Origin of the sequence: Mannheimia haemolytica, from assembly GCF_004342115.1 — a bacterium.
GTDB lineage: Bacteria > Pseudomonadota > Gammaproteobacteria > Enterobacterales > Pasteurellaceae > Mannheimia > Mannheimia haemolytica.
The window spans coordinates 22,116-46,535 of the sequence record NZ_SMAC01000024.1 but is presented as its reverse complement, the minus strand read 5'-3'; the positions used below and the strand labels follow the sequence as shown (position 1 = coordinate 46,535).

Below are 24,420 nucleotides of genomic sequence, written 5' to 3'. Positions count from 1 at the left end.
TTTAAATCGTTCACAACAGTGCGTCGTTGTGTGCTGCGTATTATAGGGAAAAACAAAAACAACGCAAGCGGTTTTTGTAAAAAATTTGAAAAAAATGACCGCTTGCGTATTTTTACGGCAAAACGAGTATTAATTTAGCTAAACCTGCCTCTTATTTGTTCTTTTAGCCCACTTTGTCTTTCGGTTTTGGCACCAACACTGTATTTCCAAACTTTTTCGCTACCAAATAAGGTAAATTTATCTTTTGCCCTTGTGATTGCGGTGTAAATCAACTCTTTCGTCAGCACCGGGGAAATCGAATGGGGCAACACCAATACCGTATGTTCAAATTCAGAACCTTGCGATTTATGCACAGTCATAATATAAGCTGCTTCATAATTTGAAACCCTACCTAGAGGCAAACTATGGTGTTCTCTATTTTCCTGTAAGGAATCAAAATAAACTCGGCTTTCTCCATTTTCGTCCGGCAAAATGATGCCGACATCACCGCTGGCTATGCTATTTATCGGCATATTTTCTGTCATTAAAATCGGTTTTCCGATATAGCGGTCTCGGCTATGATTAAATTTCACTAAGCTAGCTTTCCGCAAGCCTTCCGCAATCGCCATATTAAGACGTTCAACCCCCAGTTCACTTACCCTTAAGGCTGATAAAATTCGGACTTTTTGAAATTTCTCAAAAATCGCTTTCACACTCACTGAATCTGGATTTTTCTCCCGTTTTTGAACCGCTTGTAAATAATCACGATAAAGTTCAACCGCTTTATCCACCACCATTTGCACACTTTTTTCAATCCAGCTTGATTTATCCGTTGTCTCTTTCGTTTCCGGATAACAGAAATTTTCTAACTTATCACTGTTTTTATATTTGTCGAAAATCTCCCACGAAAGGTTAATTTTTTGATCATTTACTGCATTTGCAAGCTCTCCAATCCAGGCTTTTTCGCCAAATCGATAGCTATGTTTTAAGTGAGATAAACAATCACCAATCGGCAACGCATTACCGGCTTCAATTTGGTAGTCGGTAACGGCTTTTAAGTAATCGCAATGGGATTGGCTATAACCATTATCAATAAAAGAGCCAAGTTCCCCCATAATTGAACCAGCTTCCACAGAAGCAAGCTGATCTTTATCTCCCAGCATTATCAAGCGAGAGTTTGGTTTGAGCGCTTGAACAACTTTCTCCATCATTGATAAATCAATCATTGAAGCCTCATCTAATACGACCAAATCATAGTGCCACGGATTTTTGGTATGATATTTGGTTTTCTCAGTTAATGGTCTCGCACCAAGCAAGCGATGAATAGTCACTGCTTCAGTTGGAATAGAGCGTTTTAACTCCTCAGATAACCCCTTTTCTTCCGCCAACTTGCTTTCCAGCGACTCTTTCATTCTTGCTGCTGCTTTTCCGGTTGGTGCAGCCAGAGCGATTTGCAAATATGGTTTCTGTAGTGCTTGCTGTTTTAATTGCAGCCCGAGTAATAATTTTACTACCGTAGTTGTTTTTCCGGTTCCCGGCCCACCTGAAATTAAGCTAAACTGCTTTTCTAATGCTGTTGCAACGGCAATCTTTTGCCAGTCGATAGTTTGAGCTTTCCCAGTGAATAGTTGGTTGAGAATGCTTTGGTTTAATTCGGTATTTGCAAATTTTTCCGAAAAATCAACCGCTTGTTGTAAATAACCGGCAATGCGATGCTCCGCTTGCCAGTAGCGATAAAAATAGAGCAAGCTGTTTTGGAATAACATCGGTTTAATTGTTTCGGGAGAATAGCTAAAAGCGATATGATTTTTCAGCACACTCTGCCATTCAAGCGGTGGAATTTGCTCAATTTTTTGCAAAATTTGTTCGAGCAAATGATAAGTTTGTGGCTTGCTATTTAATTCAAAAAGAGAAGAAAGACTGAGATTTTCCAAACGTAATGCCGTATGCCCAAGTCCCACTTGGTAAGAAACCAACGCAGCGGCTAACACAGCTAAATCTTGCTCCAAAGGCGAATACCCATAGGGTTTCTGCTTATTATCAATAAAACGGGCAAATTGATAATTTAAGTCAGAAATCGCCTTTTCTTGTTTAAGTTCCAATAATAAATTCAGCATAATCAAACCTTAAATCGACCACCTAACATTAAGTGATAATACTAATCTTTTTTGCATTATTTTCTAAGGGATTTTTTATTTTAGGCGTATAATTTAGCCTTTCTTGTGATTTTAACTATGTAGATAAGTATGAAACCAGCAACAGCAACCATTGATAGTCAAGCCCTCCGCCATAATATTCGCTTGATCAAATCTTTCGCTCCACAGCAAAAATTATTGGCGATGATCAAAGCCAATGCTTACGGGCAAGGCTTATTGCCGGCTGCCGGCACATTAGCAGATATGGTTGATGGCTTTGGAGTTGCCCGTTTGCGTGAAGCCTTAGAAATTCAAGAAACCGGATACACAGGCAAAATTGTGTTAGTTGAAGGTTTTTTTGACCGAGAAGAGCTACTCAAAACCCTTTCCCGCAAGTTTGATACCGTCATTCATAACCTCGAACAACTGGAATTACTCGAGCAAGTAGCAAAAGAATGGCAGGCAGAGCAACAAAAAGGCTTTTGGACTCGTAAAGCGAAAATCTACTTCCCGATTAACATTTGGCTAAAAATCGACACCGGAATGCACCGCTTAGGCATTCACCCGGAGCAAGTCGATCACTTTGTTGAACGTTTGAAAAATTGTGCCTTGGTCAATTCAATCAGCTTTGTGAGTCATTTTAGCCGTGCCGATGAACTCGATTGTGGCTATACCGAAAAACAAATTGCGGTGTTTGAGCAAGCTACGCAAAAATATCAGGATCACGACCGCAGTATTTCCGCCTCAAGCGGTATTCTTTATTGGAAACAGGCTCATTATGATTGGGTTCGCCCGGGTATTATTATGCACGGCATTTCTCCCCACTATACGCCGATTACCGATTTAGGTTTTAAGCCGGTAATGACGCTCTCCTCTTCCCTGATCGCTGTGCGTACCCATAAAGCCGGCGAGCCTGTAGGCTATGGTGGTGCTTGGGTAAGCCCTAAAGATACCAAACTCGGCGTGATTGCAATGGGCTACGGCGATGGCTACCCTCGCAATGCTCCTGAAGGTACCCCTGTGTTGATTAACGGTAGAATAGTGCCGATTGTCGGTCGAGTTTCGATGGATATGCTGACGGTCGATTTAGGTGCAGAGAGCCAAGATAAAGTGGGCGATAAAGCCATTTTTTGGGGAGAGCAACTATTAATTGAAGATGTGGCGAAACACATTGGCGTGATTAGCTATGAGCTGATTACTAAACTCACTCCTCGTGTGATTTTTGAATATAAATAGACAACAAGCGGTAAAATTTTCAACAAATTTTACCGCTTGTATCTTATTCAAGATCGAAAATATTATTTCGCACAACCGCAGGTTGCTACTTTTTCTTCAAAACGGCGAGCGGCTTCGTCCCAGTTTACAACGTTCCAGAATGCTTTAATGAAATCCGGACGGCGGTTTTGGTAGTTTAAGTAGTAAGCGTGTTCCCAAACGTCTAAGACTAAAATCGGATAGCCTGAAACGCCTGCCACTTCTTTACCCATTAGTGGGTTGTCCTGGTTAGCGGTTGAAACAACGGCTAATTTACCCTCTTCTAATACTAACCACGCCCAGCCTGAACCAACACGAGTAGTCGCTGCTTTTTCAAATTCTGATTGGAAAGCTTCAACTGAACCGAAATCACGCTCAATCGCTTCTTTTAATGCACCTTGTAAGGTAGTGCCTGTTTTTAAACCTTTCCAGAATAAAGTGTGGTTTACATGACCACCTACGTTGTTACGCACTGCGATACGTTTTTCTGCAGGCACTTGGCTCAAATCTTTGATTAATGCACCCGGACATTTTTCTAATAATTCAGGGTGAGCTTCTAATGCTGCATTTGCATTGTTGATGTAAGCTTGGTGATGTTTAGAATGGTGGATTTCCATTGTTTTAGCATCGAAATGTGGCTCTAACGCATCATAAGCGTAGCCTAATTCTGGTAATGTATATGCCATAGTTAATTCCTCTCAAATAGTAAATAGGTTAATCAGAGTTAAACTCCGAGTACATTTTATCAAGAAACACACAAAAAATGCACATTTTTTTGATCTAGAACAAAATTATTTCACTATCTAATTTAGAAAGGTTCCTAATCAAATTCTTGCTTTTAATTGTTTTATATAGAAAGACAAAGAAATTTAAAAAAATGTGGTGAAAAACAGCGTTAAGCCCATTGACAAAGGCATTATTTTCACGCATTCTTGAACCATTATTCACTCTCTTGACCGAGATTCCGCCAATGAATTGTTTTAATATGATGACAACGATTATTACCACCATTATGTCACCAACATAGTGCGGGTTTTAATTGGCTGAAATAATGAAAGAATAAACCGAAAACCCGCTACAAGCGGGTTTTTTTGTATAAAAATTTACAAATAATTTATCAGGAGTAACTATGCGAGTTCTTAAATTTGGAGGCACTTCTCTTGCCAACCCTGAACGCTTTATGCAAGCGGCAGAGATTATCGAGAAAGCTCATTTGGCAGATCAAGCTGCCGGCGTATTATCCGCCCCAGCCAAAATTACCAATCATCTTGTCGCTATTGTAGATAAAGCGATTGCCGGTGAATCATTTCAATCTAACCTTTCCGAAGCTACCGAGATTTTCCACAACATCATTAACGGCTTATATGCTACAAATAATCACTTTGCTAAAGAAGCACTGTTAGCCTTAGTGGAAGCGGAATTAAACCAAATTCAGCAAGTGGCAGCAGAAGCAGCTCAAACTAAATCGTTGTCAGATAAAATTGCTGCCACTATTCACTGCCGTGGTGAAAAACTCTCTATTGCGATGATGCAAGCGTGGTTCGAGGCAAAAGGCTATGAAGTCACTCGTATCGACCCTGTTGAAAAATTATTGGCTCACGGCAGCTATTTGGAATCTTCGGTCGATATTGCCGAATCCACCAAGCGAGTTGATGCAGGTTCAATTCCAAAGAAAAATATCGTGCTAATGGCTGGTTTTACCGCAGGTAATGAGCAAGGCGAACTGGTGTTATTAGGGCGTAACGGTTCAGATTATTCTGCCGCTTGTTTGGCAGCGTGTTTAAAAGCCGATGTTTGTGAAATCTGGACGGACGTAGATGGCGTTTACACCTGCGACCCTCGTTTGGTGCCTGATGCAGTATGCTTAGAAACAATGAGCTATCAAGAGGCAATGGAGCTTTCCTACTTTGGGGCGAAAGTGATCCACCCTCGCACCATCGGGCCATTAGTGCCGCTCAATATTCCTTGTTTAATCAAAAATACCGGCAATCCGGACGGAAAAGGCACATTAATTGATGGCAATGTGGCGAACGATAATCTCAAAGTAAAAGGGATTACCAACCTTGATAACGTGGCGATGTTCAACGTTTCAGGTTCAGGAATGCAGGGAATGGTGGGCATGGCTGCCCGTGTGTTCTCGACGATGTCAAAAGCCGGTATTTCGGTGATTTTAATTACCCAATCATCATCAGAATATAGCATCAGCTTCTGCGTGCCGGCAAAATCGGCAGAAAAAGCGTTAGCGGCTCTAAATACTGAATTTGCACAAGAGTTATCTGAAAACTTACTTGACCCGATTGATATTATTAAAGATTTATCCATTGTTTCGGTGGTGGGTGATGGTATGCGTACCGCCAAAGGAATTGCGGCTCGCTTCTTCTCTGCCCTAGCCCAAGCCAACATCAGTATTGTGGCAATTGCACAGGGTTCATCTGAGCGTTCCATTTCTGCTGTCGTGCCGTTAAACAAAGCGATTGAAGCAGTAAAAGCAACTCACAAATCGCTATTTAACAGTAAACGTGTGGTGGATATGTTTTTAGTGGGTGTAGGCGGTGTGGGTAGCGAACTCATCGAGCAAGTCAAACAACAAAAGGAGTTTTTGGCAAAGAAGGATATTGAGATCCGTGTGTGTGCTTTAGCTAATTCTGATAAAATGTTACTCAACGAAAACGGCTTAAATTTAGACAACTGGAAAGAAGATTTAGAAAAAGCAATTCAGCCGTCAGACTTTGATGTATTGCTTTCTTTCATCAAATTCCACCACGTGGTAAACCCAGTATTTGTAGATTGCACTTCGGCACAATCGGTGGCGAACCTGTACGCACGAGCCTTAAAAGAGGGCTTCCACGTGGTAACACCAAACAAAAAAGCCAATACATCAGGTTACGATTACTACTTAGAAATGCGTGAAAACGCCCGCCAAAGCCAGCACAAATTCCTCTACGAAACTAATGTAGGGGCAGGTTTACCGGTAATTGAAAACTTACAAAACCTATTAGCTGCCGGTGACGAAGTAGAGAAATTTGAAGGGATTTTATCCGGTTCGCTCTCTTTCATTTTCGGCAAATTAGAAGAAGGTTTAACCCTTTCGCAAGCAACTTTAATCGCCAAAGAAAAAGGCTTTACCGAGCCAGATCCACGAGATGATTTATCCGGTGCAGATGTTGCTCGTAAACTCTTAATTCTTGTTCGTGAAACCGGCTTACCGCTTGAATTTGAAGATATTGAAATTGAAGGCGTATTGCCAAAAGGCTTCTCGGAAGGAATGAGTCGTGATGAGTTTTTACAAGCTCTACCGTCTTTAGACGAAGAATTCAGCAAGCGTGTAGAAGCTGCCAAGGCTGAAGGCAAAGTGTTGCGTTATGTGGGCTCGATCACAGGTGATAAATGCCGAGTTGCCATTGAAGCCGTGGACGAAAACCACCCACTTTACAAAGTTAAAGACGGCGAAAATGCCCTTGCTTTTCTCACACGTTACTACAACCCTATTCCATTATTATTGCGTGGGTATGGTGCGGGCAATAGCGTAACCGCTGCCGGTATCTTTGCAGATATTCTGCGTACTTTACAAGGAGGAGTGAACTAATGGCGTTACGAATTTATGCCCCAGCTTCAAGTGCAAATATTAGTGTGGGTTTTGACTCATTAGGCGCTGCAATCTCCCCGATTGACGGCTCTTTGCTCGGCGATGTAGTTCAAATTGAAGAGAGTGAACAACAATTTGAGCTAGAAAGTGCAGGTTATTTTGTGCGTAAATTGCCAAAAGAACCACAAAAGAACATTGTTTACCAAGCCTATGTGCTGTTCAGTGAACGCTTAAAACTGCGTGGTGGCAACGTAAAAAATTTGCGTTTAACCCTCGAAAAAAATATGCCGATTGGTTCAGGGCTTGGCTCAAGTGCCTGCTCGATTGTTGCAGCATTAGTGGCACTCAATAAATTCCACGATGAACAGTTCTCCAAAATGGAATTACTGGAAATGATGGGCGAATTGGAAGGCAGAATTTCAGGCTCAATCCACTACGACAACGTTGCCCCTTGCTATTTAGGTGGCCTGCAATTAATGACACAATCGCTCGGCAATATTTGCCAACCTCTGCCATTCTTTGATGAATGGTATTGGGTGCTTGCCTACCCGGGCGTGGAAGTATCAACCGCCGAAGCCCGTGCTATTTTGCCGAAAAGCTATACTCGTCAAGATATGATTCAGCAAGCCCGCTACTTAGGATCTTTCGTCCATGCTTGCCATACACATCAAGATATCTTGGCTGCTACAATGATGAAAGACCTAATTGCTGAGCCTTACCGTGAAGATTTACTGCCGAACTTTCCGGCTGTTCGTCAAGGCTGTAAAGACTTAGGTGCGTTAGCGGTTGGTATTTCAGGTTCCGGTCCGACAATGTTTGCGATAGCCCCTGATCTCGAACACGCTCAACGTTTAGTGAGCTATTTAGAGAAAGAATATCTGCAAAACAACGAAGGCTTTATTCATATCTGTAAAGTCGATAATCAAGGAGCAAGAGAGCTGAAATAGCCCTCTCGAACAACCATATCACTAAATAACTTAAAGGACTGACTCCAATACCACTTGGAGCAGCCCTTTTTAATTAATTTTTTGAAAAGTCTATCACTTATAAACAATCGAAGGCTATGCCTTACGCCAAATTGTGCCGTTTGGGGTGTCTTCGAGGACAATATTTATCGCTTTGAGCTTATCTCGCACTTCATCGGCAACCGCCCAGTTTTTAGCCGCTTTGGCTTCGTTGCGTTGTTTGATTAAGGCTTCGATTTCTGCCGTTTCATCGTCATTCGCATCACCTTTTAAAAACGCATCGGGGTCTTGTTCCAGTAAGCCTAGCACGCCGGCTAACTCTTTTAAACGAACGGCTAAACCGTTGGCTTTTGCCATATCTTCGGTTTTGAGTTTGTTCAACTCACGGGCAATTTCAAATAACACCGCTAATGCCCCCGGGGTGTTGAAATCATCGTCCATTGCGGTTTTAAAGGCTTCTACATAGTGTTCTCCGCCAATGGCTTCGCCCGACACATCACAACCACGCAGAGCGGTATATAAACGCTCAAGAGCCGAACGGGCTAAATCAAGGTTGTCAATGCTGTAATCTAATAACGAACGGTAATGAGCGGTTAAGAAGAAATAACGTAACGATTCGGCATCGTATAAGCCTAACATATGGCGAATGCTGAAGAAATTGCCCAAAGATTTCGACATTTTTTCTTTATCAATGGTGAGCATTCCAGTGTGTAACCAATAATTGACATAATCGCCACCGTGAGCACAGCAAGATTGTGCAATTTCGTTTTCGTGATGCGGGAACATTAAATCCGAGCCACCGCCGTGAATATCAAAATGTTCGCCCAACTCTTTGCTATTCATTGCCGAACATTCAATATGCCAGCCCGGTCTGCCATTGCCCCACGGGCTTTCCCAGCTTGGCTCACCGGCTTTCGACATTTTCCACAAGACAAAATCCATCGGGTTTTTCTTGATGGATTTAATTTCAACCCTTGCACCGGCTTGTAGTTGCTCTAAATTTTGGCGGGATAATGCACCATATTTCTGGAACGATTCCACATCAAACATCACATCGCCATCGGCTGCGACATAAGCGTGTCCGTTGTGAATCAGTTTTTCTACCATCGCAATAATTTCAGGAATATGCTTGGTGGCTCGTGGCTCAACGTCCGGGCGAAGAATGTTTAACGCATCAAAATCTTTGTGCATTTCAGCAATCATTCTATCCACTAATTCATCGCAAGTTTCGTTATTTTCTAACGCACGTTTGATGATTTTGTCGTCCACATCGGTAATGTTACGCACATAGCGTAAATTGTAGCCTGAATAACGTAAATAACGGGCAATCACATCGAAAGAGACAAAAGTGCGACCGTGCCCAAAATGACAAAGATCGTAAACCGTGACGCCACAGACGTACATTCCCACCTGATTTGGGTTAATCGGTTTAAATTCTTCTTTTTCACGTTTTAAGGTGTTATAAATTTTGAGCATAAAGTCCTCTTGTGTAACATTCAGTAACAAATGGGGCTAAGTATAGCGAATAAGCGGTCTGATTTTGAGATTTTTTTGCAATTTGGCGTAAACTTTTTAATAATAGCGAGCGAAATTTATTTTCCATTCCATTTTTATTTATAAAGGAACAAAGAATGATTACATTACATACCAATTTCGGTGACATTAAAATCGAATTAAACTTTGAAAAAGCCCCGATTACCGCTAAAAACTTTGAAGATTACGCTAAAGAAGGGTTTTATAACGGCACGATTTTCCACCGTGTGATTGACGGCTTTATGATTCAAGGTGGCGGAATGACGGCAGGTATGGCTGAAAAACCGACAAAAGATCCGATTCAAAACGAAGCGAACAACGGTTTAAGCAACAAGCGTGGCACAATCGCAATGGCTCGCACTTCTGATCCGCATTCTGCTTCGTCACAGTTTTTCATTAATGTGGCGGATAATACTTTCTTAGATTATCGCTCAAAAGAGATGTTCGGCAGAAGTGTAGTGCAAGATTGGGGCTATGCAGTATTTGGCGAAGTGGTTGAAGGTATGGACGTGGTCGATAAAATCAAAGGCGTAAAAACCGGCAATAAAGGCTTCCACCAAGACGTGCCGGTTGAAGATGTGGTGATTGAGTCTGTAAGCGTTGCCTAATTCCGCAAATTAGCCTACAAGCGGTTGATTTTTCACAATTTTTTGCATTTCTCAGCGTTGCAAAAAAGTAGCAGAAATCGACCGCTTGTTTTTATAGAAATTGATACAACCAAATAATCAGCGGCATTGTAAACACACAAAGTAAAGTGGTTACGCCATAAATCGCACTGGCTTTTTTGGCATCTTGCCCGTAAGCCACCGCCATTTGGGTCGCCGTTGCAGCAGAAGGGCTGATGGTGGCTAAGAATGTAATCATTACCACCGTTTTTCCATTCTCTACCCAGCTCGCAAAACCGCCGAGTTTAATCACCGCTAACAAAATCAGCGGAATAAAAATCAAGCGGAGAAAAGCCACCAAGTAAATGCGTTTATCGGTAATAATCTCTTTAAATGGAATTGCTGCAATTAACATCCCTGCCACAAGCATTGCTAAAGGCCCTAACATATGCCCTAAAGTTGAGAGCGTGTTTGCAAGCGTAGCGGGCAGTTTGATATGTAGCAAAAACAACATCATACCAATCACAATCGCAATAATGTTGATATTAAAGATCATCTTTCTAAACGGCACATTGCCTTTGCCACAAATCAGCAGCCGTAAGTGAGACCAAAACAACACATTTTGCACCACAATAAAAGCCGTTGAATAAATCACCCATTCATTGCCGAACAGGGAGGCAACAATCGGAATAATTAAGTTGCCGGAGTTGGAATAAATAGCGGTGGCTTGTTCTATGTTGTCTAATTTCAACGCTCTTTTGAGCAGCCAACCAAGCAGAATTAACAAGCCGTTTAATAAGACGGAGATTAAAAATGCCAGATACAAGCCGTTTAGTATTTCGGTGGTGTAATCTACTTGAAAAGCAGTAATCAGCATTGCCGGGCTGATAATGTAGTCCGATAACCGAAATCGGATAACTGTGCTCCGATTTGAGTAATTTGGTTTTAACGATGAGGTAGCCGAGCAGCACCATCAGGGTTAATTGTAGAATTTTATCGGCTAATAAAAGGGCTATTTCCATTATCAATTAAGAGCGAGTCTCTCTTCTCCTGCATAAATGGTCGCTTTGCCTTTGCGGGCAAAAGCAAGTAAGGTAAATTGATTTTCACGAGCCATATTCACTGCCATTTCAGTGGTCGCTGAGATGGCACACAACATTTCAATGCCGACGGCTAAGCATTTCTGCACCATTTCAAAGCTGGCACGACTGGTTACAAACACAAATCCAATCGGAAAATCAGCTTTAGCATACCAACCGATTAATTTATCCAACGCCACGTGTCTGCCCACATCTTCACGAATGGCAAGCAGTTTTCCATCCGGGGTAAAAAATGCAGCGGCGTGGCTTGCACCGGTTTCTTTCGATAAGAATTGAGCATTTTCTAGCTGTAATAAACAATCCTCTAAAATCAGTGGATTGACGTTCTGCAAGCGGTTATTTTTCTTAACAATTTTGCAACTTTGATTAACCTGCTCTAATTGCTCTACACCGCAAATACCGCAACCTGTTCTGCCTGCCATTGAGCGGCGTTTATCTTTTAATGCAACAAATTGGCGGCTCGATATTTCAAGCTGAATTTCTACTCCATTTTCTTGTTCAATTACATCTAAACCATATAATTCCGATGGGGCATTTAAAATCCCTTCCGCCAATGAGAATCCTAAAGCGAAGTCCTCCAAATTAGCCGGTGTTGCCATCATTACAGTATGAGAAATACCGTTATATACCAAAGCAACCGGCACTTCTGAAATTAAATTTTCTTCATCATCTTTTTGTTTAATACTATTAGTTGATAATGATAATTTTTTGGCATTTATTTTTGTGATCTTATTCACAATATTTATCTCTCACTTGACTAAAAAGTAGTTTATTTTGTTAAAAAGTTGTATCATTAAATTGTTTAAATTTGGTTTACATCAAATTAATTTAAGATTTTATCTATTTACCAAAAAAAGAGTATGTTCATTTTCTTTTATTAGGGGGAAAATGATACACCTCTTAGATCAATTTATTAAATTAATTTTGATCAAATTTTATTTTATTTCTCACATTATGTGATTTGGAGTGATTATGCAGATCTCAAGACGTAAGTTCTTCAAGGTCTGTGCAGGTGGTATGGCGGGAACTTCTGCTGCAATGTTGGGTTTTGCTCCAGCAACAGCATTAGCTGCACCGCGTGAGTATAAGCTCTTAAGAGCAAAAGAAACTCGACAAACCTGTACTTACTGCGCGGTAGGCTGTGGCATGATTATGTACAGCTTAGGCGGCGAAGCAATGAACAGCAAAGGAAAGTTAATTCATATTGAGGGTGATTCTGACCATCCAGTAAGCCGTGGGGCGTTATGTCCGAAAGGTGCAGGGGCGTTGGACTATGTTAATAGTGACCGCCGTGTGCATTATCCGGAAGTGCGTGAAGCCGGTTCAAGTGAGTGGAAACGCATTTCTTGGCACGAGGCAATTGAACGTATTGCCCGCCATATGAAAAATGACCGTGATGAGAACTTCGTCACCCACAATGAAGCAGGGCTGGAAGTAAACCGTTGGATGACGGCAGGTTTCTTGGCAGGCTCGGCGTGTAGTAACGAAACCGGTATCGTCACCCAGAAGTTTATCCGCTCTCTCGGTATGATTTTTACCGACAACCAAGCGAGTATCTGACACGGACCAACGGTAGCAAGTCTTGCTCCATCATTTGGTCGCGGTGCGATGACCAACCACTGGGTTGATATTAAAAACTCCGATTTAGTGATCGTTATGGGCGGTAACGCAGCCGAAGCTCACCCTGTGGGTTTCCGTTGGGCAGTTGAAGCGAAAAAACAGAACGGTGCGAAGTTAATGGTGGTAGATCCACGCTTTAACCGTAGTGCTGCGGTGGCGGATATTTATATACCATTGCGTCCGGGTACGGACATTGCGTTCTTGTTAGGTGCGGTAAACTACCTGCTTAAAAACGACAAAATTCAACACGAGTATGTGAAGCATTACACCAATGCCACATTCTTACTCAACGAAGGGTTTAAATTCGAAGACGGGCTTTTCACCGGCTACGATGAAACCACTCGTACCTATAAAGACAAATCCACTTGGGCTTATCAGTTAGATGAACAGGGTCAGCCGAAACGGGATATGACAATGCAAGATCCACGTTGTGTGATCAATATGCTCAAAGACCACGTTTCCCGCTATACGCCTGAAATGGTAGAACGCATTACCGGTACGCCACAAAAAGATTTCCTGATTTTCTGTGAAGAGATTGCGAAAACCTCAGCGCCGGATAAAGCCGCCACCTTCCTCTATGCCTTAGGTTGGACACAACACACCGTGGGCGCACAAAACATTCGCTCAATGGCGATCATTCAGTTGCTGTGCGGTAACATTGGTGTCTCCGGCGGTGGGGTAAACGCACTGCGTGGTCACTCTAACGTACAAGGGATTACCGACCTAGGCTTGTTCCCACATATGTTGCCGGGCTATATCCGCCTGCCAACCGAAGCGGACGCAACCTTAGAAAGCTACTTAAATGCGATTGCACCGAAAACCTTAGTGGCAGGGCAAGTAAACTACGGGCAAAACAACCCGAAATTCGCTGTGAGTATGCTCAAAACCTTCTACGGCGATAAGGCAACCAAAGAGAACGAGTTCGGCTATCACTATTTACCGAAATACCCGAAAGGCGGTACAGATCACTTCCGCTTTATCGAACAGATGTATCAAGGCAAAGTGAACGGCTATTTCTGCCAAGGTATGAACCCGATTGCCTCTTACCCTAACTCGCAGAAGTTAATTAAAGCGTTGAGCAATTTGAAATATTTAGTCATTTTTGACCCGCTTATTACCGATACTTCCGAGTTCTGGAAAAATCACGGTGAGTTCAACAATGTGAACCCGTCTGAAATTCAAACCGAAGTGTTCCGCTTGCCGACCACTTGCTTTGCGGAAGAAGATGGTTCAATTGCGAACTCCGGTCGCTGGTTACAATGGCACTGGAAAGCAGCAGACGCACCACACGAGGCAAAACCGGACGTGGATATTCTGTCTGAAATCCGTGCCGAACTGATCCACCTTTATCATAAAGAAGGCGGAAAAGCACCGCTTGAACCGTTAGAAGCGATGACGTGGAACTATATGAACCCGTTAGAACCGAAGCCGGAAGAGATCGCCAAAGAGAACAACGGTTATGCATTGGAAGATCTGAAAGATGCAGACGGCAACATCATCGTGAAAAAAGGCGAACTATTATCCAGCTTTGCACAAATGCGTGATGACGGTACAACCTCCGGTGGTTGTTGGATCTACTGTGGTCAATGGACTCCGAAAGGTAACCAAATGGCGAACCGTGATAACTCCGACCCATCAGGCTTAGGTAACACCTTAGGCTGGGCATTCTCGTGGCCGGTAAACCGCCGTATTCTATACAACCGTGCATCGGCAGATTTAAGCGGTAAACCGTGGAACCCGAAACGCCAGCTAGTTAAATGGAACGGTAAAAACTGGAACTATGTGGACGTTGCCGATTACGGTACAGCACCACCAAATAGCCCTGTGACACCATTTATTATGCAACCGGAAGGGGTATCCGGCTTGTTCGTGCGTGAACGTATGCAAGACGGTCCATTCCCTGAGCATTATGAACCGTTTGAAACGCCAATCGGCACGAACCCGTTACACCCGAATGTAATCAGCAGTCCGGTGGCACGCATTCTGCCGAGCGATAAAGCGGATTTAGGCACCAGCGATGAGTTCCCATATGTCGGTACAACTTACCGCTTAACCGAACACTTCCACTACTGGACGAAAAATGCCCTGATTAACGTCATTGCTCAACCGGAGCAATTCGTGGAAATCGGCGAGAAACTTGCCGAAGAGAAAGGCATTAAAAATGGCGACAAAGTACGTGTTTGGTCTAAACGTGGCGAAATTAAAGCCGTTGCCGTGGTGACTAAACGTATCCGTTCATTGGTCTCTGACGGCAAACCAATCCACACTATCGGTGTGCCGATCCACTGGGGCTTTGCGGCTACAACCGGTGCGAAAAAAGGCTATTTTGCCAATAACTTAACCGTGCGAACAGGTGAACCAAACTCAAATACACCTGAATCGAAATGTATGTTATTAAACATTGAGAAAATTGTGGGGGCTTAACAATGAGTACAGTTCAAACTCAAAACATTATTAAAATCTCCGCAACCTCGGCGCTGACACCGGCGCCGCAGGCTCGTTCGCACCAAGTGGAAGTAGCGAAACTGATCGATGTCACCACTTGTATCGGCTGTAAAGCCTGTCAAGTGGGCTGTTCAGAATGGAATGACATTCGCTCCGATGTAAATGCAAACTGTGTCGGCGTGTACGACAACCCTGCGGATCTAAATGCGAAAGCGTGGACAGTAATGCGCTTTAACGAAGTAGAAGAAAACGACCGTTTAGAATGGTTGATCCGTAAAGACGGCTGTATGCACTGTGCCGAGCCGGGTTGCTTGAAATCTTGCCCGTCACCGGGTGCGATTATCCAATACGCCAACGGTATTGTTGATTTCCAATCCGACAAATGTATCGGTTGTGGCTACTGTATCGCAGGTTGTCCGTTCAACATTCCTCGTATGAATCCGGACGATAACCGTGTTTACAAATGCACCCTGTGTGTGGATCGTGTCAATGTTGGTCAAGAACCGGCTTGCGTGAAAACCTGCCCGACCGGTGCAATCCGCTTCGGTAGCAAAGAAGAGATGAAGTTCTATGCAGAACAACGCATTGCTGATCTGAAATCTCGTGGCTATGAAAATGCCGGCTTGTACGACCCTGAAGGCGTTGGCGGTACGCACGTAATGTATATATTACATCATGCCGACAAACCGGAGCTTTATTCAGGCTTACCGAAAGATCCGAAGATTGATACCACAGTAACCTTATGGAAAGACGTTTTAAAACCTGTGGCGGCAGTAGCGTTGGGTGGTTTAGCTTTAGCAGAAGTTGCACACTATATTACCGTTGGGCCAAACGTTGAGGAAGATCTTGAAGAACACCACCATAGCGAAAATGCAGAAGGAGGCAAACATGAGTAAGAAATTTGAAATCACGAACGATACCAAAATCGTTCGTCATAAGCCCTTAGCTCGTGTTAGCCACTGGTTCTTAGTAATCTCGTTTTTTATGACGATGTTTACCGGTGTTGCCTTCTTCTTCCCTGACTTTGCTTGGCTTACCGAGATTTTAGGTACTCCACAGATTGCCCGTGCAGTCCACCCATTTACCGGGATTATAATGTTTATTGCATTTATTATTATGGCGTTAATATATTGGCACCATAATATCCCTGAGAAAAATGATATTCGTTGGGCAAAAGGCATTGTTGAAGTACTAAAAGGTAATGAGCATAAGGTTTCCGATAATGGAAAATACAATTTGGGTCAAAAATTACTCTTTTGGACTCTTATTCTTGCGATGTTCACTCTTTTAGCCACAGGGATTATTATGTGGAGACAATTTTTCTCTCACTACTTCTCGATTCCTATGCTAAGAATTGCAATTTTACTTCATTCAGCAAGTGCATTTATGCTATTTACCGGAATTTTAGTACATATGTATATGGCATTCTGGGTAAAAGGCTCAATCAGAGGTATGGTTGAGGGTTGGGTTACCGTTCGCTGGGCAAAAAAACACCACCCAAGATGGTACCGTGAAGAAGTGCTACCTGAATTAGAAAGACAAGTAGCTGAGCAAAATAATAAATAACCTCAAGTGCGGTATTATTACCGCACTTTTATTTTATTGGTTTAAAAAGAATATTATGAGTATCAAAATACTACCTCAAGATGATATCAAACAAGCAGCTAGTTCATTTCAGCAACCCGAGCTCTTATTTGCTAATCCCAAAAATCTGTATTTACGCCGCGCTAAGCGGCTACGTGAATTAGCCAAGCAAAACCCATTCGGTGAATATATGGAGTTTTCTGCTAACCTCGTGGACATTCAATTAGCATTACTTGAAAGCCAGCCAATTGCAGATTATTCTCAAAAAATAACCGCTTGTGTAGAGCGCACGCAAGGAGAAACACCGCTAAATGCACAGAATTTTCAGCGTACTGATGAATGGCGGACACTACTCTTAGCCATTATTGAGAAATTCAAGCCTTATGCAAATGATACTGTTCTTGCAACAATTGAAGTATTGGAAAAGGCAGCTAAGTCAGAGCTAGACACACTTGCTGATAATTTGCTAAATGAACGATACGAACTTGTGGGCGCAGATAAAGCTGTCTTTATTTGGGCTGCTCTCTCACTTTACTGGGTACAATTAGCTCAACAATTACCACGTAATTCTCGTGCAGAAATAGGCCATAAACATTTATGTCCGGTATGTAACTCAGCACCTGTAAGCAGTGTGATTCATTTCGGTGAAGCTCAAGGGTTACGTTATCTACACTGTTCTTTATGTGAAAGTGAATGGCATGTAGTACGTACAAAGTGTACAAACTGTGATGAAACCGGCAAACTGGATTATTGGAGCTTAGATACAGTAGAAGCAGCAGTTAAAGCTGAAAGTTGTGGCGACTGCCATTCCTACTTAAAAGTACTCTATCAAGATAAAGACGTGAATGTGGAACCTGTTGCTGATGATTTAGCAACTCTATTCTTAGATTCCGAGATGGAACAAAAAGGTCTTTCAAGAAGTGGGATAAATCCATTTTTATTTCAAGTAGAGTAACTCATTTACAACAAAAACGGAGCATAACGCTCCGTTTTTTATTACATTTAACTCATACACTATACTTTTTTAATCAGCTATTTTTTTAACTTCACAGCGGTTAGCAATAATCTCCCGATCTGACATAAATGCGTATCGGCATTGAGATTTAAAATATTGAATCACAGAATCATCAAGAGGTCGTTGTGCTCCAACACGTAATTCCTCCATAGAAAAATTACTAACCTCTTCATCTTTCTCTTTATTTTTCAATACCTTACGTTCAGATATTCTAAACTTAGGCTTGTCTTGCTGTTTTTTTACTCCGTTTAATTTTTCTTTATTACTAGGAATAGGATTACTTGCATAACTAATACTATTCATCGTAAGAAAAAGAGAAATAACAAAAAAGCTAAAAGCGTTTTTCATAGCAAACCCATAAATAAAATGTAGCATAATCATAAAATTACGTAACATTTTATTACATTTAGCGCATGGTTACAAATTCTTCAGATCCTGTCGGGTGAATAGCCACTGTGTTGTCAAAATCAGCTTTCGTTGCGCCCATTTTAATTGCAACAGCAAAACCTTGAATCATTTCATCAACACCAAAACCAATACCATGTAACCCAACCACTTTTTCCTCTTCCCCAACACAAACTAATTTCATTCGGCAAGGTTGACGATGTTGTGTAACCGCAGTATACATTGCAGTAAATGAAGATTTATACACTTTCACATTTTCTGCCCCATATTGCTCAATCGCTTTTGGCTCACTTAAACCAACAGTACCTATTGGTGGGTGGCTAAAAACGACTGTCGGTACTAAGCTATAATCCAAATGTTCATTTGGTTTATTATTGAACAACCGTTCCGATAGCCTGCGACCAGCTGCAACTGCAACAGGAGTTAATTCAATACCACCTTCAATAATATCACCAACAGCATAGATATTTGGCACATTAGTATTTTGGAATTTATCCACTTTGATAAAACCACGCTCGTTGGTTTCAACACCAGCAGCCTCTAAATTAATCTTATCTGTCGCTGGCTCACGACCAATAGCCCACACCAAGCTTTCAACAGAGGTTTCACGACCATCTTGCAATTTTAATGTCAATGAACCATCTGCATTTTTAACTACTTCTTGAGGAGTCGCTTGTGTATGTAATTCGATCCCATCTTGAGCTAATACTTCAAGCAATGTATCCACTATTAATGGGTCTTGATTACGCATTGGAGCATGTTGACGAACAAAAAGATGGGTATTTACTCCTAAACTATTAAATACTCCAGCTAATTCAACTGCAATATACCCTGCCCCCACAATTGCTACGGACTTCGGTAAAGCATCTAGTGCAAATACACCATCAGAAGTGATACCGTATTCAGCCCCTTTCACATTGGGTACAGTTGGACGACCACCTGTTGCAATCAGAATATGGTCTGCTGTGACCTCCTCAACGGAACCATCAGCATAACTCACTTCTAATGTTTTAGCATCTTTAAAGCGAGCAAAACCATTTAAAACATCAACATTATTTTTTGCCAGCACATTACCATATGAGGTATGAATGCGCCCAATATAGGCCTGGCGACTCTCAACTAATTTGGCATAATCAAAATTATTTACCGTAATGTCAAAACCATAATCAGGGGCGTAATGGTTAATCGCTTCTGCAACTTGTGCACCATAGAACATCACTTTTTTGGGTACACATCCCACGTTCACACAAGTGCCACCTAAATGTTTTGCTTCAATAATGGCACATTTTTGCCCATAGCTTGCTGCTCGATTAATTGAAGCAATACCACCACTACCACCGCCGATAGCAATATAATCATAATGTTTAGCCATAAGCTATTCCTCGATCTATAAAAACAAAAGCAACTTATTCGTTAAGCGCTTTATCAAATTAAATTTGCATAGAAGACTAATGTTTCATATGCCCTGAATTCAACATTTTATCAATATACGCCATCGCTAATGCTGAAACAATAAAGGCTAAGTGAATAACTACTTGCCACATCATTTGCTTTTCATCAAGATTTGAAGCATTGATAAATGTTTGTAATAAATGAATAGAAGAAATACTGATAATTGCCATTGAAAGTTTTACTTTCAAAATAGTCGCATTAACGTGATCCAACCATTCTGGCTGATCAGGGTGATCATCTACTTTTAATCTAGAGACAAAAGTTTCATATCCTCCAACAATAACCATAACCAAAAGATTTGCAATCATCACCACATCTATTAAATTTAATACCGCTAACATAACAGTATTTGAATCCATTTCATTTAAATTGATAACTAGATGATACAATGATTTAATAAACTTATACGCATATATCCCCTGTACAACAATCAACCCTAAATAAATAGGTAATTGTAACCAACGACTTGCGAAAATAATTTTACCTAAAATATTTGCCCTAGTATTTAATTCCGAATGCATATATCTCCTATAAATAGCAATACAAAAATAAATTACAACGCTCAAATTTTAACAATTTTTTGCCAAAAAATTAAGATATTTAACCGCTTGCACCTTATATTTTAAAACCTTGTCCATCGTTCCAAGAAACCGTATATTCTAGAGGTAAACGGCAACTTGGCAACGCTGGGTTTGCTGCTTTACCGATAGCTAGTAGCATAACAGGCAAATAACGTTCTGCATCTATATTCAATAATTTTAATACAGCAGGGCGCTCAAACACGCCTATCGCATGAGTATCATAGCCCTTATCTTTGGCAATTAGCATTAATTGCATTGCCGCCAAACTAGTATCAATTAATACCTGATCTCTAATTTCTGCTTGAGTTGCTTGGTTATGAAGATTTAGTAAAAAATCAAATTTACGTTCACGAAACTCTTTATGCAAACACCCAGTTTCTACCGATTGATCAACAATTGCGCCTAATAATTTTTCATATTGCAAATCTGCCAATATCACCACAATAGCAGACGCTGTTTCACAAGGTGGGCCATTAAAGGCAACATTTTTTGATAATGCTGCTTTAAGAATTTCATCATCAATAATGACAAAACGCCAAGGTTGCAGATTTGCTTTTGAGGGAGCAAGCTGGGATAAAGCGACCATTTCTTCTAATTCAGTTCTACTAATCTTAATTGTTGAATTAAAAGCTTTGATAGTTTTACGCTGTTCAATCGTATGTTTCAATTCCATCTCTTTTCTCCTATCTTTCAAACAATTGAGATAGTCTATAATTTAAAGATTAGGAATGTAATAATTGAAAAGAGTTATTCTGCATATTTATTGAAATAGGTCAAAATTATCAAGTAATCATATTAGAGCAGGAGTAAAGATTTAGCTTGCCCAAGCATAGGAACTAAGGTGCTTTCCAAAATGACTTTCAATTAAACGTTTCGTAATTTGATGTTGCGGATTCAGTAAAACCTCTTTCGTCAAGCCATACTCTACTACTTCGCCACTTTGCATCACCATTATTTTATCGGCAATATGTTTGATCAGACCTAAATTTTGCCCCACATAAATATAAGCAATCCCTTGTCGCTGCTGGACACTTAACATTAAATTAATTAATTGTGTTTTGACTGAAAAATCCAGTGAATTAATCGTATCATCCGCAATAATAATTTCCGGTTCTAAAATTAAAGCACGAGCAAACGCAATACGCTGCTTTTGCCCACTGGAAGCCTCTGAAATAGGAACGAGCGCTTGCTCAGGATACATTCCTACCAATTTTAGCGTATTAAAAATACGCTCATTTCTTTCCTCTTCATTTAAATCTGTCGCCAAGCGGAGCGGAGCATCTAAAATTTGTCCTATATTATAATTAGGATCAAAGGCATCGTTAGGGTCCTGAAACATCATACGAATATGCTTAGCTCGGTATTTATAATCGCCAAATGAAAGCGGTGTTCCTCTAAAAATCAGTTCTCCAGATGTTGGCTCAACCATACCAGCAACCATTTTAGCCAAGGTAGATTTCCCAGCTCCGTTTTCACCAATAATCGCTAAAGTTTCCTTGCGATTTAGGGTAAAAGAAACTTCTTTTACCGCATAAAAATCTTGTTTATGAAATAGGCTACTACGTTCAACAAAACGCTTATTCAGATGATTAACTTCAAGTAATGCCATAATAAATTGGTGCTTGGAAATAAAGTGATAGTTTACCGCAAAAAATAAATAAAAAAAGACCGCTTATACAAGCGGCCTGATTTATGGAATTTTTTGCAAATTATAAAACGTTCACACAGTTTAAGTCTTCGAAAGATTGCTCTAAGCGTTTAGACATAGACTCTTCCATTTTACGTAACCAAACACGTGGATCGTAGTATTTTTTGTTTGGTGCATCAGGGCCTGTCGGGTTACCTAATTGACCTTGTAAATATGCTTCGTTTGCTTTGTAGAATTGAAGAATACCGTCCCACGCAGCCCATTGGGTGTCAGTGTCAATGTTCATTTTGATTGCACCGTAGCTGATTGCTTCACGAATCTCTTCACGTGAAGAACCAGAACCGCCGTGGAAAACGAAGTCTAATGACTTTGCCGGTAAACCACGCTCTTTAGATACATACTCTTGTGAAGCACCTAAGATTGATGGTTTTAATTTTACATTACCCGGCTTGTAAACACCGTGTACGTTACCAAATGCTGCCGCAATCGTGAAACGTGGGCTGATTGGGCTTAATTGGTCGTAAACATATAAAACTTCAGAAGGTTGGGTGTAAAGTTTAGATTCATCTACATCAGAATTATCTACGCCATCTTCTTCACCACCGGTTACGCCGATTTCGATTTCAAGGGTCATACCGATTTTGTCCATACGGGCTAAATATTCACGGCAGATTTCCATATTTTCTTCGATTGGCTCTTCAGATAAATCGATCATATGTGAAGAGAATAACGGACGACCGGTTTCTGCGAAGTGTTTTTCGCCTGCTTCAAGTAAGCCATCGATCCAAGGTAATAAGTTTTTCGCAGCGTGGTCGGTGTGAAGAATCACAGGCACACCATATTCTTCTGCTAATTGATGAACGTGTTTTGCACCCGCAATCGCCCCTAATACATCTGCACGAGCGCCTGAAGCCGGCTTAATGCCTTTACCCGCATAGAACTGCGCACCACCATTTGAGAATTGCACGATTACCGGTGATTTTACACGAGCGGCTGTTTCTAATACGGCATTAACTGAATCTGAACCCACGCAGTTTACTGCCGGAATAGCGAAGTTGTGTTCTTTAGCATAAGCGAAAACTTTTTGTACGTCGTCGCCTGTTACTACACCCGGTTTTACGATGTTTAATAATGACATTTTTTGCTTCCTTTGTATGAAATGTGCAAAAGCACATTGTTAAAATATACGGCCAAATCTTGCAAAATTTTCACAAAATTTGACCGCTTGTAACTGTTAGCCGTTAGCTCGTTTTTCTAAGATTTCCACTGCCGGTAATACTTTACCTTCCACGAATTCTAAGAACGCACCGCCACCGGTTGAAATGTAAGAAATTTTGTCTTTGATACCGAATAAATCAATCGCAGCTAAGGTATCGCCACCACCGGCAATTGAGAATGCACCGTTTGCCGTTGCTTCTGCAATCGCATTTGAAATCACTTCTGTTCCTTTACGGAAGTTAGGGAACTCAAACACGCCGACCGGACCATTCCAAAGGATGGTTTTTGAATTACGGATAATTTCAGCTAATTGCTCTGCCGATTTTTCACCAATATCGAAAATTGATTCATCAGCTCGTACTTCACTCACCGCTTTTTCCGTTGCCGGTGCAGTTTCAGAGAATTCAGTACCTACACGCACATCAACCGGAACAGGAATATTGGTTACTTGTGCTAAACGTTTTGCTTCAGGGATTAAATCTTCTTCGTATAATGATTTACCCACAGCGTGACCTTCTGCGGCAATAAAGGTATTGGCAATACCACCGCCCACGATTAATTGGTCGGCAATTTTTGAAAGCGAATCAAGCACAGTTAATTTAGTAGATACTTTAGAACCACCCACAATCGCTAACATTGGACGTTGTGGCTCTTTTAATGCTTTGCCTAATGCATCTAATTCAGCGGCTAATAACGGACCTGCACACGCAACAGGGGCATATTCTGCCACACCGTAAGTTGAACCTTCCGCACGGTGAGCTGTACCGAATGCGTCCATTACAAACACATCACAAAGTGATGCATATTTTTTTGCTAACTCAGGGTCGTTTTTCTTCTCACCTTTGTTAATACGCACGTTTTCAAGCACCACGATTTCATTCTCGTTTACTTCAACACCGTCTAAGTAATCACGCACTAAACGAACAGGAACACCTAAATCTGATGCATTTAAGTAATCAACTACAGGTTGTAAAGAGTTTTCCTCTTCAAATACGCCTTCTGTCGGACGACCTAAATGCGAAGTTACCATTACTTTAGCACCTTTTTGTAACGCTAATTTTAAGGTTGGAATGGTAGCAACAATACGGGCATCTGATGTTACTTTGCCATCTTTTACCGGTACGTTAAGGTCAGCACGAATAAATAAACGTTTACCCGCTAAATCAAGGTCAGTCATTTTAATAACAGACATAGTTTGTTCCTCTTTAGATTAAAATTTAAAAGTGATAACGGTCGGATTATATCAGTTTCTAATCATTTTGGGCTAACCTAGATCAAATAAATGATTAATTTTT

At 41.3% G+C, this 24,420-nt stretch carries 19 protein-coding genes and 1 pseudogene; 8 read left to right on the top strand and 12 right to left on the bottom strand.

What is annotated here, in order from left to right; translation table 11 throughout:
• Nucleotides 1–134: 134 nt before the first annotated feature.
• Nucleotides 135–2,096 carry an exodeoxyribonuclease V subunit alpha gene (gene recD / locus EDC41_RS09580; protein ID WP_006253010.1) on the bottom strand — a complete coding sequence of 654 codons (1,962 nt, stop codon included), beginning with the start codon at nucleotides 2,094–2,096 and terminating at the stop codon, nucleotides 135–137.
• Nucleotides 2,097–2,225: 129 nt separating this feature from the next.
• Between recD and alr the strand changes: the two genes are divergently transcribed.
• The gene (gene alr / locus EDC41_RS09575) at nucleotides 2,226–3,350 is read left to right on the top strand and encodes an alanine racemase (protein WP_006252221.1); all 1,125 of its coding nucleotides are present in this window, start codon (nucleotides 2,226–2,228) and stop codon (nucleotides 3,348–3,350) included.
• A gap of 62 nt (nucleotides 3,351–3,412) precedes the next feature.
• Here alr and sodA read toward each other — a convergent pair whose 3' ends face one another.
• On the bottom strand, nucleotides 3,413–4,054 hold the full coding sequence (gene sodA / locus EDC41_RS09570; RefSeq protein WP_006247907.1) for a superoxide dismutase [Mn]: 642 nt from the start codon (nucleotides 4,052–4,054) through the stop codon (nucleotides 3,413–3,415).
• A 443-nt stretch (nucleotides 4,055–4,497) separates the two neighbouring features.
• Here sodA and thrA point away from each other — a divergent pair, with 443 nt between their 5' ends.
• Entirely contained in the window at nucleotides 4,498–6,954 is a 2,457-nt protein-coding gene (gene thrA, locus EDC41_RS09565; protein ID WP_006247909.1) for a bifunctional aspartate kinase/homoserine dehydrogenase I, read from the top strand.
• The gene (gene thrB / locus EDC41_RS09560) at nucleotides 6,954–7,901 is read left to right on the top strand and encodes a homoserine kinase (RefSeq protein ID WP_006252220.1); all 948 of its coding nucleotides are present in this window, start codon (nucleotides 6,954–6,956) and stop codon (nucleotides 7,899–7,901) included. Before thrA ends, thrB begins: the two co-directional genes overlap by 1 nt.
• A gap of 114 nt (nucleotides 7,902–8,015) precedes the next feature.
• On the opposite strand, the gene cysS is transcribed toward thrB, so the two are convergent.
• Nucleotides 8,016–9,395, bottom strand: coding sequence for a cysteine--tRNA ligase (gene cysS, locus EDC41_RS09555; RefSeq protein WP_020824176.1), 1,380 nt, complete (start codon nucleotides 9,393–9,395; stop codon nucleotides 8,016–8,018).
• 155 nt (nucleotides 9,396–9,550) lie between these two features.
• Here cysS and EDC41_RS09550 point away from each other — a divergent pair, with 155 nt between their 5' ends.
• Nucleotides 9,551–10,060, top strand: a complete 510-nt coding sequence (locus EDC41_RS09550) for a peptidylprolyl isomerase (protein ID WP_006247913.1) — start codon at nucleotides 9,551–9,553, stop codon at nucleotides 10,058–10,060.
• A 91-nt stretch (nucleotides 10,061–10,151) separates the two neighbouring features.
• Here the strand turns inward: EDC41_RS09550 and EDC41_RS09545 are convergent.
• A pseudogene (locus EDC41_RS09545) lies at nucleotides 10,152–11,079 on the bottom strand (AEC family transporter).
• Between the two features lie 2 nt (nucleotides 11,080–11,081).
• On the bottom strand, nucleotides 11,082–11,894 hold the full coding sequence (fdhD, locus tag EDC41_RS09540) for a formate dehydrogenase accessory sulfurtransferase FdhD (protein WP_006247915.1): 813 nt from the start codon (nucleotides 11,892–11,894) through the stop codon (nucleotides 11,082–11,084).
• Between the two features lie 235 nt (nucleotides 11,895–12,129).
• Here fdhD and fdnG point away from each other — a divergent pair, with 235 nt between their 5' ends.
• The 4 genes from fdnG to fdhE are packed head-to-tail and all read left to right on the top strand — an operon-like array spanning nucleotide 12,130 to nucleotide 17,761.
• Nucleotides 12,130–15,201, top strand: coding sequence for a formate dehydrogenase-N subunit alpha (gene fdnG / locus EDC41_RS09530; protein ID WP_080549952.1), 3,072 nt, complete (start codon nucleotides 12,130–12,132; stop codon nucleotides 15,199–15,201).
• A gap of 2 nt (nucleotides 15,202–15,203) precedes the next feature.
• On the top strand, nucleotides 15,204–16,118 hold the full coding sequence (gene fdxH / locus EDC41_RS09525) for a formate dehydrogenase subunit beta (RefSeq protein WP_006252214.1): 915 nt from the start codon (nucleotides 15,204–15,206) through the stop codon (nucleotides 16,116–16,118).
• Nucleotides 16,111–16,788 carry a formate dehydrogenase subunit gamma gene (locus EDC41_RS09520; RefSeq protein ID WP_006247918.1) on the top strand — a complete coding sequence of 226 codons (678 nt, stop codon included), beginning with the start codon at nucleotides 16,111–16,113 and terminating at the stop codon, nucleotides 16,786–16,788. The genes fdxH and EDC41_RS09520 overlap by 8 nt, the downstream gene beginning before the upstream one ends.
• Nucleotides 16,789–16,843: 55 nt before the next feature.
• Nucleotides 16,844–17,761 carry a formate dehydrogenase accessory protein FdhE gene (gene fdhE / locus EDC41_RS09515; protein ID WP_006247919.1) on the top strand — a complete coding sequence of 306 codons (918 nt, stop codon included), beginning with the start codon at nucleotides 16,844–16,846 and terminating at the stop codon, nucleotides 17,759–17,761.
• A 69-nt stretch (nucleotides 17,762–17,830) separates the two neighbouring features.
• On the opposite strand, the gene EDC41_RS09510 is transcribed toward fdhE, so the two are convergent.
• From EDC41_RS09510 to EDC41_RS09480, 7 genes are all read right to left on the bottom strand, one after another.
• The gene (locus EDC41_RS09510; RefSeq protein WP_006247920.1) at nucleotides 17,831–18,217 is read right to left on the bottom strand and encodes a hypothetical protein; all 387 of its coding nucleotides are present in this window, start codon (nucleotides 18,215–18,217) and stop codon (nucleotides 17,831–17,833) included.
• Between the two features lie 10 nt (nucleotides 18,218–18,227).
• A complete protein-coding gene (gorA, locus tag EDC41_RS09505) occupies nucleotides 18,228–19,598 on the bottom strand; it encodes a glutathione-disulfide reductase (RefSeq protein ID WP_006252212.1) in 1,371 nt (456 codons plus the stop codon).
• Nucleotides 19,599–19,674: 76 nt separating this feature from the next.
• Complete coding sequence (locus EDC41_RS09500) at nucleotides 19,675–20,199, bottom strand: TIGR00645 family protein (protein ID WP_006247922.1); 525 nt, start codon at nucleotides 20,197–20,199, stop codon at nucleotides 19,675–19,677.
• 94 nt (nucleotides 20,200–20,293) lie between these two features.
• On the bottom strand, nucleotides 20,294–20,932 hold the full coding sequence (locus EDC41_RS09495; RefSeq protein ID WP_006252211.1) for a nitroreductase family protein: 639 nt from the start codon (nucleotides 20,930–20,932) through the stop codon (nucleotides 20,294–20,296).
• A 141-nt stretch (nucleotides 20,933–21,073) separates the two neighbouring features.
• Complete coding sequence (locus EDC41_RS09490) at nucleotides 21,074–21,868, bottom strand: peptide ABC transporter ATP-binding protein (RefSeq protein WP_006252210.1); 795 nt, start codon at nucleotides 21,866–21,868, stop codon at nucleotides 21,074–21,076.
• Between the two features lie 100 nt (nucleotides 21,869–21,968).
• Nucleotides 21,969–23,045, bottom strand: a complete 1,077-nt coding sequence (fbaA, locus tag EDC41_RS09485; RefSeq protein WP_006247925.1) for a class II fructose-bisphosphate aldolase — start codon at nucleotides 23,043–23,045, stop codon at nucleotides 21,969–21,971.
• Nucleotides 23,046–23,141: 96 nt separating this feature from the next.
• Nucleotides 23,142–24,317, bottom strand: coding sequence for a phosphoglycerate kinase (locus tag EDC41_RS09480; RefSeq protein ID WP_006252209.1), 1,176 nt, complete (start codon nucleotides 24,315–24,317; stop codon nucleotides 23,142–23,144).
• Nucleotides 24,318–24,420 lie beyond the last annotated feature (103 nt).